The 14,351-nt window shown below is 43.3% G+C and carries 15 protein-coding genes; 8 read left to right on the plus strand and 7 right to left on the minus strand.

Annotated elements, in window-relative coordinates; translation table 11 throughout:
• Positions 1-38 precede the first annotated feature (38 nt).
• Positions 39-1,646: a BCCT family transporter gene (locus AC3CKG_RS21490; protein ID WP_009845765.1), complete on the plus strand. Its 1,608-nt coding sequence runs from the start codon at positions 39-41 to the stop codon at positions 1,644-1,646.
• A 236-nt stretch (positions 1,647-1,882) separates the two neighbouring features.
• On the opposite strand, the gene AC3CKG_RS21495 is transcribed toward AC3CKG_RS21490, so the two are convergent.
• Complete coding sequence (locus AC3CKG_RS21495; RefSeq protein ID WP_280619334.1) at positions 1,883-2,809, minus strand: M14 family metallopeptidase; 927 nt, start codon at positions 2,807-2,809, stop codon at positions 1,883-1,885.
• A gap of 175 nt (positions 2,810-2,984) precedes the next feature.
• Between AC3CKG_RS21495 and AC3CKG_RS21500 the strand changes: the two genes are divergently transcribed.
• Positions 2,985-3,890, plus strand: a complete 906-nt coding sequence (locus AC3CKG_RS21500; RefSeq protein WP_488529324.1) for a DUF808 domain-containing protein — start codon at positions 2,985-2,987, stop codon at positions 3,888-3,890.
• A 115-nt stretch (positions 3,891-4,005) separates the two neighbouring features.
• Here AC3CKG_RS21500 and pyrC read toward each other — a convergent pair whose 3' ends face one another.
• On the minus strand, positions 4,006-5,034 hold the full coding sequence (pyrC, locus tag AC3CKG_RS21505) for a dihydroorotase (RefSeq protein ID WP_009845762.1): 1,029 nt from the start codon (positions 5,032-5,034) through the stop codon (positions 4,006-4,008).
• Between the two features lie 192 nt (positions 5,035-5,226).
• Positions 5,227-5,385: a YqaE/Pmp3 family membrane protein gene (locus tag AC3CKG_RS21510; protein ID WP_017059962.1), complete on the minus strand. Its 159-nt coding sequence runs from the start codon at positions 5,383-5,385 to the stop codon at positions 5,227-5,229.
• Between the two features lie 217 nt (positions 5,386-5,602).
• Between AC3CKG_RS21510 and AC3CKG_RS21515 the strand changes: the two genes are divergently transcribed.
• Positions 5,603-7,474 (plus strand): MOSC N-terminal beta barrel domain-containing protein, encoded by a 1,872-nt coding sequence (locus AC3CKG_RS21515; protein WP_488529325.1) that lies wholly within the window; start codon positions 5,603-5,605, stop codon positions 7,472-7,474.
• Between the two features lie 108 nt (positions 7,475-7,582).
• Here AC3CKG_RS21515 and nadE read toward each other — a convergent pair whose 3' ends face one another.
• Entirely contained in the window at positions 7,583-8,413 is an 831-nt protein-coding gene (gene nadE / locus AC3CKG_RS21520; protein ID WP_099165778.1) for an NAD(+) synthase, read from the minus strand.
• Between the two features lie 109 nt (positions 8,414-8,522).
• Between nadE and AC3CKG_RS21525 the strand changes: the two genes are divergently transcribed.
• Together AC3CKG_RS21525 and AC3CKG_RS21530 are read left to right on the plus strand one after the other, a co-directional pair.
• A complete protein-coding gene (locus AC3CKG_RS21525; protein WP_065104521.1) occupies positions 8,523-9,044 on the plus strand; it encodes a nicotinate-nicotinamide nucleotide adenylyltransferase in 522 nt (173 codons plus the stop codon).
• A gap of 22 nt (positions 9,045-9,066) precedes the next feature.
• A complete protein-coding gene (locus tag AC3CKG_RS21530; RefSeq protein ID WP_017105614.1) occupies positions 9,067-9,555 on the plus strand; it encodes a hypothetical protein in 489 nt (162 codons plus the stop codon).
• A gap of 114 nt (positions 9,556-9,669) precedes the next feature.
• Here the strand turns inward: AC3CKG_RS21530 and AC3CKG_RS21535 are convergent, their stop codons facing one another.
• On the minus strand, positions 9,670-10,296 hold the full coding sequence (locus tag AC3CKG_RS21535) for a hypothetical protein (RefSeq protein WP_017109017.1): 627 nt from the start codon (positions 10,294-10,296) through the stop codon (positions 9,670-9,672).
• 175 nt (positions 10,297-10,471) lie between these two features.
• On the opposite strand from AC3CKG_RS21535, the gene AC3CKG_RS21540 reads away from it, so the two are divergent.
• Positions 10,472-11,578, plus strand: a complete 1,107-nt coding sequence (locus AC3CKG_RS21540; protein ID WP_065111429.1) for a 1-acyl-sn-glycerol-3-phosphate acyltransferase — start codon at positions 10,472-10,474, stop codon at positions 11,576-11,578.
• Between the two features lie 140 nt (positions 11,579-11,718).
• Here AC3CKG_RS21540 and AC3CKG_RS21545 read toward each other — a convergent pair whose 3' ends face one another.
• A complete protein-coding gene (locus AC3CKG_RS21545) occupies positions 11,719-12,318 on the minus strand; it encodes a hypothetical protein (RefSeq protein ID WP_102351472.1) in 600 nt (199 codons plus the stop codon).
• 101 nt (positions 12,319-12,419) lie between these two features.
• Here AC3CKG_RS21545 and AC3CKG_RS21550 point away from each other — a divergent pair, with 101 nt between their 5' ends.
• Positions 12,420-12,719 carry a YnjH family protein gene (locus tag AC3CKG_RS21550; RefSeq protein ID WP_102351473.1) on the plus strand — a complete coding sequence of 100 codons (300 nt, stop codon included), beginning with the start codon at positions 12,420-12,422 and terminating at the stop codon, positions 12,717-12,719.
• A 39-nt stretch (positions 12,720-12,758) separates the two neighbouring features.
• On the opposite strand, the gene AC3CKG_RS21555 is transcribed toward AC3CKG_RS21550, so the two are convergent.
• Positions 12,759-13,058, minus strand: coding sequence for a YfcZ/YiiS family protein (locus AC3CKG_RS21555; RefSeq protein WP_076666939.1), 300 nt, complete (start codon positions 13,056-13,058; stop codon positions 12,759-12,761).
• Positions 13,059-13,589: 531 nt separating this feature from the next.
• On the opposite strand from AC3CKG_RS21555, the gene AC3CKG_RS21560 reads away from it, so the two are divergent.
• Complete coding sequence (locus AC3CKG_RS21560) at positions 13,590-14,051, plus strand: TetR/AcrR family transcriptional regulator (RefSeq protein WP_017105619.1); 462 nt, start codon at positions 13,590-13,592, stop codon at positions 14,049-14,051.
• Positions 14,052-14,351 lie beyond the last annotated feature (300 nt).

Raw genomic sequence — 14,351 nt, forward strand, 5'->3', positions numbered from 1 at the left:
TTATATTCGTTGATTCGGATATGTGAACATCATAATTTATGAGTTTTAAATCAAAAAAATACAGTATCGATTCTACTGACTATCAAGTTGGTCAAGATAACGTCAGTAAATGGGGCATGGATGTCCACAACACCGTCTTCATAGCCTCAGTAGGCTTATCTCTTCTCTTCATCATCACTCTTCTTGCTCTTCCTCCAGCAGACGCTAAAGCTGCTATTGATTCTATTAAGGGTGCTGTTTTATCAAAGTTTGACTTCCTGTTTATGTGGGGAGCTAACATCATGCTAGCGTTTGCTGTTGTTCTAGCATTTTCACCGTTGGGTAAGATTCGCCTAGGTGGCGAAGACGCGACGGCGGACTATTCGATGTCATCTTGGATTGCGATGTTATTCGCAGCCGGTATGGGTATCGGGCTTATTTTCTGGGGTGTTGCTGAGCCAACCGCGTTCTTCACTAACTGGTTCGGCACACCATTAGATGCGGAACCTTTTACAGAAGCAGGCCGTGAACTAGCACTAGGTGCAACCGTATTCCACTGGGGTTTTCATGCATGGGCTATCTATGGCATGACGGCGCTTTGTCTAGCGTACTTTGTTTACAACAAAGGCTTACCGCTATCAATGCGTTCTGTGTTTTACCCAATACTGGGTGAACGAGTTTGGGGTAAAACAGGTGATGTGATCGACGTACTAACGGTACTGGTTACTCTGTTTGGCCTTGCGACTTCATTAGGCCTAGGTGGTACGCAAGCAGCAAGTGGTATTAGCCACGTGTTTGGCTTGGAAAACAACATCTACCTTCAGCAATCTATTATCGTTTTGATTATGGGTTTGGCGATCATCTCTGTTATGCGTGGCATGGACGGTGGTGTTAAGTTCCTAAGTAACCTGAACATGGTTATTGCGTTCGTATTCCTTGGTCTTATCGCTGTATTGAACTTTACGACAGTGCTTGATTCTGTGGCGACTGCAGCAACGGGCTATGTGAAAAACATCGTAGCTTTAAGCCAAAGTGCGGGTCGTGAAGACACAACATGGCTGCATGGCTGGACTGTGTTCTACTGGGCATGGTGGGTTGCGTATGCACCATTCTTCGGTATGTTCGTAGCGCGTATTTCTAAGGGCCGTACGGTTCGTGAGTTCCTACTTTGCGTACTGATTATCCCAACATTGGTAACGTCGGCTTGGATGTCGATCTTCGGTGGCGTGGCTATCGAGCAAGTAATTAACCATGTGGGACAACTTGGCCTCGACCAAGGCATTACAGACGTATCTCTAAGCTTGTTCTACATGCTAGATGCTTACTCGTTCGGTAGCATTCTGTCAGTTCTCGCAGTCGCATTGATCATTGTGTTCTTCGTTACAACGCTAGACTCAGGCTCTATCGTTATCGATGGCATGACAGCGGGTGGTAAACTAGAAGTGCCAGTGAAACAGAAAGTGGTTTGGGCGGTTATCTCAGGTGCTATCGCGATGGTGATGTTGTGGATTGGTGGTACTCAATCTATTCAAGCTCTGCAATCGATCACGATCATTGCTGCACTGCCGTTTACGATCATTCTTCTTATTGGCTGTTTTAGCTTGTTGAAAGGTCTACTGACTGAAGTAGATAAAGGACAAGAAAACGTTAGCGAAACCGCTAAATAAAGTAATCGAGTATGGGGAGTATATAGTTCGCTAATTACTCCTTATTCAGTGTTATTTCAAAGCTCTCTTGTACTGTGTGCAAGGGAGCTTTTTTATGCCCAAGAAGAAATCAAAGACAAGTAGAAAAGACAAAAAAAGAGCCACAAGTGAATCGTCACTTGTGGCTCTTTTTAGTTTTATGGAGCAGCTTTAGCTAATAGCTAATAGCTAATAGCTAATAGCTAATAGCTAATAGCTTACGCGTTCAGTTCGTGCTGAATAACGTAATCCAGAGCACCGACTACAGCAGCAACTTGAGCGTCATTACACTCTTCGTCAGTCACTTTGTCGCTGTCTGGGTAAACCTCTGTGGTTGTTCCGTACTTACAGTCGGTCACGCCGCCACATAAGCCAAGCTTCTTCATTGGGTAGTTGATCACACCGTGTTGAGTGACGTCTGAACCAATGATCTTGCCTTCGTCATCCGCAGGCGCAATGTGCGTTACTTTTTCTACTGAAGCAATTACTGCCGCTTGGAATTCTGGTTGCGGGTTTTCTGTATCGCCAACCGTGTAGAAACCATCTGGGATCATACCTTCGATGTACTCAATGCCATCACGAGCAGCGAGTGCTGGTCGGAATTCAGTTTCATCAGAATCTGTCGTCTCATGCAGGTCAACGTGAACCAATACTTCTGGCAAAGAGGCCACTAAAGCACGCAGGTTTGCTGATTCCTCTGCTGGCGTACCGTCATAGAATGAGCGGTTTGGATCAACAGCATTTGGATTCCAGCGGTTGATCACTTCGTAACCCCAAGGGCTTACACAAGGTGCTACTACAATGTTGAAGTGCGCTGCGTATTTCTCTGCTTGTGTCGCTGCAAATTTGATAGCGCCATGCACGCCACTGGTTTCGTAACCGTGAACGCCACCTGTAACGAGAATGGTCGGCTTTGACTCATCCCAGTTTTTGCTCTTAATTGCGAAAAGTGGGAAGCGAGCTTCGTCGTAGCTCAGTGCACCGTATTGTTCGATATCAAAACGGTCTGCAAGTGCTTTAATCTTTGGCACAACTTCTTGTTGGTATTCACGCTTAACCGTTCTTTGAGCTAACCATGCTTCACGTTCTGCTTGTTGCCACTTTTGTCCTGGCTTACCAATTGGGTAGGTAGATTCACTTTTCATCTATACTTTTTCTTTTATGTTCGTGAAAGATTAAGACAGATTATTCCTGTCTAACAGAGACAGCAATAGAAAACACAACTTGTGACTTTATTTTTTACAGACTCATAACTTTGATGAGTGAATTGATGATGTTACATTTCATCGATGGTTCAATCCTTTAAAAAGAGACAATAAAATGGCTGGAGCAAGTTTATTAACACTGCTAGATGACATTGCAACCGTGTTGGATGATGTCGCACTGATGTCTAAGGTGGCAGCTAAAAAAACCGCAGGCGTATTGGGTGACGATTTAGCTCTTAACGCTCAGCAGGTATCCGGTGTTTCTGCTGAAAGAGAAATCCCAGTGGTATGGGCGGTCGCAAAAGGCTCATTTAAAAATAAGCTGATTTTGGTTCCGGCGGCATTATTGATCAGCGCGTTCATCCCTTGGTTGATCATGCCACTACTCGTGATTGGTGGTCTGTTTCTTTGTTTTGAAGGGGCGGAGAAAATCTTAGAGAAGCTCTTTCCTCATGCTCATCAACATGACGAGAAGGAAGAGGATACGAGTAATGGCGAATCCATAGAGGAATATGAGAAGAGAAAGGTCTCAGGCGCGATTCGTACCGACTTCATATTATCTGCGGAAATCATTGTGATTGCGCTAGGTACCGTAACGGGTACAAGTATCCTTACTCAGATTCTTGTCGTGAGTTTGATAGCCGTTGTGATGACGATTGGTGTTTATGGCTTAGTGGCAGGGATCGTTAAGCTGGATGATTTAGGTTTCTATCTCCAGCGCACATCGAATGGGAGTATCATTAAAACCAGATTGGGTAATGGGTTAGTCGCCTTTGCACCAAAGCTGATGAAGATGCTTGCTGTGGTCGGTACAGCTGCGATGTTCTTGGTTGGTGGCGGTATTGTGGTGCACAACGTTCCTGCGATTCATCATTTAATTGAACCGATTATTATGGATTTTAGGGGACATACGATTGCGACAGCGGTGGTACCGACGTTATTAAACGGTGTGATTGGGATTTTAGCTGGCTTGATTGTCGTTGCTGTTTGGACTGCGATTGGAAAAATGCGCGGTAAGTAATCGTTAATTATTTCTTATAATAAGACAGTCTTTCATCGAAACAAAAAAGGGTCACCATAATTATATGGTGACCCTTTTCGTTAAATGGAGGGCGTTTACTTAACAGCCCAAGCGCTTATTTTACAGACCAAGCAATCGTCTCGCCGCCACGGATTGGCACAACAATGTCTGAACCGAAAGGCATCGTTTCAGCAACATTCCACTCTTCTTTAACAAGAGTGATGGTGTCTGCATTACGTGGCATGCCGTAGAAATCCGGACCATTGTGGCTCGCGAACGCTTCTAGGTTCTCTATCTTGCCTTCTAAATCGAATACTTCAGCGTACAGTTCAACCGCAGCGTGTGCTGTGTAAGAACCTGCACAACCACATGCTGACTCTTTAGCACCTTTAGCGTGTGGCGCAGAGTCTGTACCCAAGAAGAACTTCTTGCTACCGCTTGTTGCCGCTTCGATAAGTGCTAGCTGGTGTGTGTTGCGCTTAAGGATAGGTAGGCAGTAGAAATGTGGCTTAATGCCGCCAACCAACATGTGGTTACGGTTGTAAAGCAAGTGGTGAGCTGTGATGGTTGCCGCTACGTTCTCGTTAGCGTTCTTAACGAAAGTCGCTGCATCTGCAGTCGTGATGTGCTCTAGAACGATCTTCAGGTTAGGAAAGTCGTTAACAATCGGTGCTAGAACTGTGTCTAGGAACTCTTTTTCACGGTCAAAGATATCAACATCGTGAGCCGTTACTTCACCGTGTACAAGCAGCAACATACCCACTTCCTGCATCGCTTCTAACACGTGGTAAATCTTTTGAGCTGAAGTTACGCCTGAATCCGAGTTTGTCGTCGCGCCAGCAGGGTATAGCTTCGCCGCTACAACAGCGCCAGATTCTTTCGCTTTGCGAATTTCGTCAGGTGTTGTGTTGTCTGTTAGGTAAAGTGCCATTAGAGGCTGGAACTGTTCACTTGGCTGCTCTGCCATGATGCGTTCACGGTAAGCAAGAGCCATTTCGGTATCGGTTACCGGTGGGATGGTGTTTGGCATGATTAACGCTCGACCATTGTAGCGGCTGATATCGCGGACTGTATCTTTTAATACTTCGCCATCGCGTAGATGAACGTGCCAGTCGTCAGGACGAGTAATCGTAAGTTGTGTCATTGAAGGCTCCCACCATTTGAAGTGTTATGTAGTTGGAGCCTAAACTCAGCGAAATCTGTGAAAGCAATCGCTTACGTTTAGGCGACAGGATGATAGTGGAAAAGCACTTTCATTTCATCCTATTTTTAACTCTTCAGGGTTAGGAGCTTGTTTTTATGGATATTTTATTCGGTATCTATTTGTTAATAAGGGTTAGCGAGTGGCTACCCACAGACCATGGATCATTCCAGGAACCCAGAAGAAGAAAGTAAGAATGATATTAATCACCAAATCTTTCCCGGCGCCGCGAGCGAAGAACACACCTACAGGTGGAAGCAGTACACATAAGATGATAATGACGAGTTTGTTCATGATAAATCCTTTTTATTCAATGAAAGTTCAATGCGGTAATCGTGTTCATATTATAGAACGTCTGGAGAGTGTTACTGCATTGCTGCCTTAATGTATCAAGATAGAAAGCTAAACATCTCAAGATACTAGCTTAGTATCAAGTGTTTAATGCCTGCCAGTTTATCTATTTATAACCATTTGTTAGCATTGGGACAAACAACAAAACATTGGAATCGTTATGTCGCAGTCACCTTTGGATCAAAAGGCTTTGGAGCAAGAGCTTTCAGGTCAACAGCCCTCCTTATCTCAAATTAATGTGTTTCCGGTTAAATCAGTGGGCGGGATCGCACTCTCTTCTGCTTGGGTCGAAAAACAGGGTCTTACTTTCGACAGACGTTTTATGTTGGCACTGGCTGACGGGTCAATGGTTACAGCGCGTAAGTATCCGAAAATGGTCAAGGTATCTTCAAGCTTGCAGCCTGACGGTTTGATCTTCACTTATGAAGGCAAAGAGCCTTTGCGTCTAAAGTATGCAAATTTCAAGATGCAAGAAGCACCAGCAACGGTTTGGAAAGACAGCTTCAGGGCTTACACCACCAATGATGAAGCCGATGATTGGTTCAGTGATGTGCTTGGAGTTCGTGTTGAGCTATTGTTCTCTGGTGAGCAATCGAATCGTGTTCGAGAAAAACTCGGTCAGAATGTCAGTTTCGCTGATGGTTACCCAATGTTAGTGATCAGCCAAGCCTCTCTAGATGAGCTTAATCGCCGCAGCCCTGAAGCTCACTCGATGGATCAGTTCCGCACCAACTTTGTTGTTTCGAATACCGAAGCCTTTGCTGAAGATGGTTGGAAGCGTATCCGTATCGGTGAGGTTGAGTTCGAAGCGGTGAAGCCTTGTGAGCGTTGTATCCTAACGACGGTTGATGTTGAGCGTGGTGAATTTAGAGCAACAAAAGAGCCTCTTAATACCTTCTCTACATTCAGAGCTAACGAGCGTGGTGGCGTTTTCTTCGGTCAGAATCTTGTGGCTAAAAATGAAGGTTTGGTTAAAGCGGGTGATGTGGTTGAAGTACTCGAAACCAAAGAGAAAGAGCACTATGAAGACAATTGGGTTGAGTCATTACATTTAACGTGTGTTGAGCGAGAAGAGATCGCTCGTGACTTTACGACCTTTTGGTTAGAGCCTGCCAAAGAAAACCATTCATTGCCAAGTTATCAGCCAGGGCAACATCTTCCGATTGAGATGGTGATTGATGGCGAGAAGGTTTCTCGTCGTTACACGTTATCTTCTAGCCCTTCACGAGCGGGTCGTTTAGCGATTTCAGTGAAGCGAGTGGACGATGGTCAAATCTCTAACTGGTTAAATGATCACTTCCAAGTGGGTGATACTTTGGTTGCTCAAAATCCAGATGGTGCGTTCTACTTAGAAGCGAATCCAACTCACCCGTTATTGCTTTTGTCTGCAGGCAGCGGTATTACGCCAATGCTGTCGATGCTTCGCTACCTAGCCGACCATGGTCAAATTGATGACGTGGTTTTCTATCATCAATGCAGCAGCGAAGAAGACATCCCTTATCAAGCTGAGATTGACAAGATCGCCAGTGAGCACGCGGGACTTCGTGTGATTTATTCATTAAGCCAACCAACCAAAGAGTGGGATGGTTTATCTGGGCGTCTAAGCGTGTCGCATGTCGCTAAAATTGAAGAACTACACAAGCGCCAAGCGTTCGTTTGTGGCCCTGACGGCTTTATGGATAATGCGAAGAAACTGCTGATTCAAATGGGACTCAACCCTCAGCATTATCATCAGGAAGCGTTTGGTGTGGCTCAATCGACCGAGGAAGCTGTGAAGCAACTTCAGTTGAGTGTGAATGGCTACTTGTTCGAAGGTAATAATCAGTCAACCTTGCTAGAGCAAGCAGAGTCGGCCGGGGTATCTATTGCTTCAAGTTGTCGCGCGGGTTTCTGTGGCGCTTGTAAAGTGACCCTTGAGTCAGGGCAAGTTCACCAACCTGATGTACCAGCGCTGCAAGAGCATGAACGTAACATGGGTCAGATATTGGCGTGTTGCAGTGTTCCGCAAACTGATATCGAAGTTGTCGATTAACGTCTCGTTAGATCATTAAGAAAAACGCATTAAAAAACACTAAATAGAAAAGGCCGGAAGTTCGCAAATGAGCTTCCGGCCTTTTTGATTCTGAGACTAATTTAAAAATTAATCGTAGATCGTTGGGATTGGTTGACGCTTGTGCTGAGTTGCTTTGTAGATGCCAACTAAGCGATCGGATACGTCTTGAGGGACTTCTTTGCCTTCAAGGAAATCATCAATCTGATCGTATGAAAGGTTCAAGGCTGCTTCATCGGCTTTCTGTGGATCAAGCTCTTCGAGATCAGCTGTGGGTACTTTCTTAACAAGTTGCTCTGGAGCGCCCAGCGTTGCTGCAAGCTCACGAACTTGGCGTTTGTTCAAACCAAACAGTGGTGCCAAATCACATGCGCCGTCACCGTGCTTAGTGTAGAAGCCAGTGATGTTTTCCGCTGAGTGGTCAGTACCAATCACAAGACCGCCAACGTAACCAGCAATTTCGTATTGTGCGATCATGCGAGCACGAGCTTTCACATTGCCTTTCACAAAGTCGATTTTTGCAGAATCTGTTGGTAGTAAGCCTGTGCCTTCTAAAGCCACGTGAGAGGCTGCGTGAAGCCCGTCAACACCCGCTTTAATGTTTACAGAAACTGATTGAGAAGGCTCGATGAAAGACAAAGCAAGTTGTGCTTCGTCTTCATCTTTTTGCTCGCCATAAGGTAGGCGAACCGCGATGAATTGATAATCGTTGCTGCCAGACGTTTCATTTAGGCTGTTAACGGCCATTTGCGCTAGGCGACCACATGTCGTTGAGTCGACACCGCCGCTGATACCTAGGATAAGAGACTTACATCCAGATTGTTGAAGTTTAGTTTTGATAAAATCCACGCGACGAGTCACTTCAAAGTGAGGGTCGATAGAAGGTAGTACGCGCATTTCGTCACGAATTAACTGTTCCATTCGTATTCCTTTCCTGCAAGCAAATTAAAAATCTAGTGTTATCATACCTAAATCATCCGATTTAAAAACCTCTTTGCACAAGCTTAGAAAGAGAAGGCAGCAATAAACCATGGAAAAAATAGCCATTTTCGGTAGTGCGTTTAATCCACCGAGCTTAGGTCATAAAAGTGTGATTGATTCACTGGCTCACTTCGACAAAATTCTACTCGTTCCAAGCATTGCTCATGCTTGGGGAAAAGAGATGCTAGACTTTGATACGAGATGTCAGTTAGTTAACGCATTTATTAGCGATCTTTCACTGGATCAAGTTGAGCTTTCTTTGATCGAAAAGAGTTTGTTTACCCCAGGTGAAAGCGTGACCACTTATGCTGTGCTCAATGAGCTTCAAAACTTACATCGTGACGCGGAACTCACGTTCGTTATTGGGCCTGACAACTTCTTTAAGTTTTCTTCTTTCTATAAATCAGATGAGATTACCGAGCGATGGTCTGTGATGGCTTGCCCTGAAAAAATAAAAATTCGAAGCACCGATATACGCAATGCTTTGCAAAATGGGAGCAATGTTGCAAAACTGAGTACAAAGTCAGTTACAAAGATATTGCAAGACAGTGGACTGTATACAATAATGTAAATTCACTAATTCAAGAGGTCTGATGACTATGCTAAAGCGCGCGATACCAGCGACGATGATCATTGCAGCATGCAGTATGCCTGCTCAAGCTGATTGTGATTTCTTTAGTTTAGATTCGATCATGCTGACTTCTGATGATGAAAACAGCTGCTTAGACTTTTCTTCGAGTATTGAGTCTTTTGGCCAACGCATGATGGAAATCAGCGGGCTAAGTGATGAAGAGCCTGAAGCTCCAGACTATTGGTCTGATTGGGTTCTTCAAAGCAAAGACACGCCACTGTTAACTCAGAGCCTTGAATCCAACTATGTTGGTTTGGGTATGTGGTTCCCAGAAGATCTTGAAGATGAGCAGTATGATATGTCGACTGAAGAGTGGTTGATGAATCATGGCCTTCAGCTGAGCATCGGTTTTGGCGAGAAAGTCGACGGGCAACCTCGTATGCGTTTTGATTACCGCTGGCATGATTCACGAGATGCAGACCTTATGATGCAGGTTGAATTGCCATTCTAGATAGCTAGTCATTAATCTACGTTTAAATGCTAAGAATTAAAAAAGCCGCAAAAACTGAGTTTTTGCGGCTTTTTAGTATCTAGTTTGTTGCTTTCAATATCACCTATCACCAAGCTATAAATCTTCACCGAAAACAAGCATGCACAGTTGTTCGAACTCTTCTTCTTTCCCTGAGAACAAATCATCAATCACAAGCGCACGTTTTTGACCTGATTGCATGCGTTTCTTCGCTTCGCGCATGACCATCACCAAGGTGTGTTCTTGTGGCAGATTCGAATCATCAATGTTCCACTGATTGAATCGCTGAGACAGAGCACTTTCACAAAGCAGTGGTTTAAACGACAACACTTCTTGCTTCAATACAGAAAGCATATCTTTAAACGCTTGTTCCGTATTATTGGCATTGGAAGTACGAGCTTTGGTTTGCTCTAGCTTTTCTAGTAGCGCCGAAGAGAGGTTAGTTTGCGTGATGTAACCCGCTTGTCTTGGGAATGAATCCGTCAAGCGAACAGAAAAATCGACACGATTAACCTGTGTATTCGGGAAGTAGGTCAGTGAAGTTAAGCAGTCATAAGGAACCCAAATGCTTTGACCGGGTTCAACTGCGTACTCTTGTTTACCGAGCTTTATTAAAACCAAACCACTCTGAACCGATACAAGGCTATGTTTTAGTACTTTCTTGCGAGGTGTAATCACCAAGTGTGAAAAGTAAGCCGATGTATATTCAATAGCGAAGTTCATAGATAGTACCTTAGTTTTGGGACGTCAAGATTACCGCTAATCTTAAAGAATGCCAACAATAACAGGGGATTTTCAATCTTTCTGGTCTGACCTTGTCAAAAGTATGGGTTCTGTAGCTGCGAGAAGTCAAAACAACGCGTAGAATGAGCCAGCTATTTATTATATGAATTAAAAAATGACCTCTCCGACCGATCCATATGTTGATATTCGTCCTTACGGCGATGATGAAATCCCAGCGGCACTAAACCGTCTTATTAATGATGAAGAATTTATCAGTGCGATCCTGCACTATCGTTTTTCAAACCATGCGTCTTGGTTTAAAGCATTAATGAGCCCGATCTTACGCGTTTACTTGAAAATGAAATGGAGCAAGCTGACCAGCGTTGAATCCATTCAGATTGAAGTTAAAAAGTACTTACGCGACACGCTAGCTAAGACGACCAATGGTGTGACATACACTGGTGTAGAGTCACTGGATGCGAATCAAGCTTATTTGTTTGTTTCTAACCATCGTGATATCGCTATGGATCCTGCACTTGTTAACTACGCTCTGCATCAAAATAACCACCAGACTTGTCGCATTGCTATTGGTGACAATCTGCTGAAGAAGCCATGTGCGACTGAATTGATGCGTCTGAACAAAAGCTTCATCGTAAAACGTTCTCTAAAAGGGCCACGTGAAATGATGAAAGCGCTAGGGCAGTTGTCTTCGTACATTAAGCACTCTTTAGAAACAGGTAACTCTATTTGGATCGCTCAGAAAGAGGGTCGTGCAAAAGACGGCAATGATTTCACAGAGCCAGCAATTCTGAAGATGTTCCATGTTGAGGGGCGTAAGCAAAAAATCGCATTTCCTGAGTACGTGAAATCATTGAAGATCGTTCCGGTGGCTATTTCATACGAAAACGATCCATGTGACACAGCGAAAGCAATAGAGCTTTTTGAAAAAGACGTAAACGGCAGTTACGAAAAAGGTGAGTTTGAAGATATCGAAAGTATCATTCAAGGTATCATCGGTAACAAAGGACGTGTTCATGTCGGTTTCGGTCAAGTTATCGACCAAGATTTTGAAACGCCAGAAGCGCTTGCTGAAGAGATCGACCGCCAGATCCATGACAACTACAAACTTTTTCCTGTGAACCTGCTGGCTGCAGAAAAAGATGATGAGTCTATTACAGAAGTCGTTAAGAAAGAGTTTGAAGAAAAGTTATCAGGCTTACCTAAAGGTGCTCGTCAGTACTTAATCGATAGCTATGCGAATCCAGTGAAGAACATTGGCTAGTTCGCTATTGGTTAGTGCGCATAGCCGCTAACCAACAAAAGATTGAATTGAAAAAGGAGCTTTAGGCTCCTTTTTTGTATCTGTGTGTTGGTATTTTTCTCTAAACGCCAAAAATAAATAACCAATGAGTCGGGCTGAACTTAGCGAGCAACCGCTCCACCAAGATCTAAGTTGGTTGGCCACGTGGTAATGGTATTACCACCGAGGTAGATGTTTCCTTTCACTGTCATCGTATCGGGAAATTCAGTAATCGCAGAACCGCCTATATATAAGTCCCCATCAATGACTATCCCATTCGGGAGCTCCGCCAAAGGAGTGCGAATCACACTGAGGTCGCCTTTCACTCGAAAACCGTTAGGCAATCTTTGAAGCGGCGTATCGGTCAGGTTAATAAACCCTCCAACTCTGACACCTCTCGGCCAACTGGTGATTTGGCTGCCAATCAAGTCGGCATAGCCTTTAATCTTTACTCCCGACGGAACTCGGGCGAGTTGGCTGTTCCCGCCTTTAAGGCTGCCGTTTACTTCTAACCCTTTGGGTAGGCGTGTTATCGCAGTATTTTCTATATTGAGGTTGCCATCGACCACTAAACCCGTAGGAAGCGACGTGTAAGGTTTATTTCGTAAATATAAGTTTCCGTAATTATCGAGATGGTTCAATATTTGATACTGATCGAGTGGTTCTGCGGCTACATTTGTTATGGTTAAAGAACCAATAATAAGTGCAATTATTCGGAGCATAACAAGCTTCTTATTACGAAAGACGTTAACACTATAATGAAAAAACTATTCTCGCATAGTGTTTTACTCATTTGTTGGTAGGTAAAAAGGTATAGAGCACAATGAAAGGTGAATCTGTGATTGAAATAAAGCGTCAAATTCTAAAAGGTTTTGTGATTTTAACCTCTGTGTTTTGTTCAGTATCAGCGAATGCTAATAAAATAATATCCACGCCGGCTAAGGCTGCTGTCGTTGTCACTCAGAGCGATTCACAGCAACGAGTTTGTTATTATGATGATAAGGCATATAGTCTTGGTGCTGTCGTTGAAGTTTCAGGTGTTTTGATTCGATGTGCGGCTGAAAATGATTTTGAGACCAATGGTGCACTAGGGTGGATTGAAATTATAAAAAAAGACGAGTAATAAACTCGTCTTTTAGTGATATGAATATTAGTGCTTAAATTAACGCGCTAGAGAGCGAGTCTTAAGTTCGAAAATAATCTTCTCGGCACTTACTTCAAATTTAAAGCGTGCATGTAATTCCGTGCTCTCTTCTGTCATCTCTGAAGCTTCAAACTCGACATTGCTAGACACTTGCTTAGCTAACTCAACGTACTTAGCAAACTCAGTTTCAATAAGGGCTTTAGAGCTACCGTAAACAGTTACCTCAGCAACCTCATCGCCTTCTTTAATGATGAAACCGATCTCACCTGCGCAGCCGCAAGCCTCACATACATCATTGTTACCAACATCTTGGCTCATAAATAATCCTCTTACAAAATCTGAGGTTATTCTAACGAGCAATTTGATCTGTATCTACAAAAATTAAAATCTTTGAACTAATTTACACTGGTATGCTATGTTGTTTGAACAGAGGTGAAATTAATATGAACATTCGCGGCGCAAAATATCTATGTGATCTTGATCATGTTTTGCTGAAGATTAATGTTATTAATTTGTCAGAATATCATTCACTTAGTTGCGTCAGGAATGATTTTATAAGACTATCTATCGCTTGATAGGTATTTATACAATGAATTTTTCGTTGGGTATTTCATATTCTAAGTCGTTATTTAAAATTACCGGCTTAGGATCGTAAGGTGGTTATTCGAAGAATAATTAGACTAAGCGTCCAAAGAGGCGTCACTGTCGAATTGTTCGTACATAGTATTTGTGTGAATGTAGTTATAAATACTTGCGATAAAACACCTTGCTCACATAATGCTGATAACGATTTGCATTCTGACTTCAATTGACTGAGTTAGATGGATTTACAAAGAGAAGAGCCTGAATATGCCAAAGCGTAGTAAAGAAGATACAGAAATCACTATCCAGAAAATCATGGATGCCGTTGTAGACCAGCTATTAAGATTGGGTTACGACAAGATGTCATACACGACGTTGAGTCAGCAAACGGGCGTTTCTCGTACAGGTATAAGCCACCACTTTCCAAAGAAAACAGACTTTACAGCAGCGCTAGACGGTCGAATCTTCAAGATGTTCATGGAACACATTGATTTCGAAAATGGTCTTGATGCATTCTCTGCTAGCTGGGTTACAGCACTTGAAGACGCTGAATTCCTAGCAATCTTACGTTTACTTTTCCATCATATCGTTACTGCTGAAAGTGCACATGAGTTTGCGGCAAACGGTATTGATCGTCTTTACAAGCTAACTGAAACTCAATTTGGTGATACTAGCGGTAAAGAACTAGAGTGGTTGATTGGTAAATCATTGATTCGTATGAGCCAATAATCAACACACAATGAAAGAAGCTCCTGAGGGAGCTTTTTTTGTGCCTGTCATTTCACTTCTCCTATCACTTCTTTTCGTTTTTCTGCCGTACGTATACCGTTGTACCAATCTTTGCATTGGTGTTGAATGGAGTTATTTCTTTTCTTTTTATATGCTTACGTTCACGCCTTATACTTTCACTCCAAGGCGAAAAGCTAAGTAACACCAATTGATAATGTTGATTTCTAGAGCCTCAAACGTTCAGGGTGAGACGTTTTAGGAGTTATTGCTGTGGTAACTAACAAAATTGAGTTTAAGACG

It is taken from the genome of Vibrio sp. QJM3NY_15, from assembly GCF_057785995.1.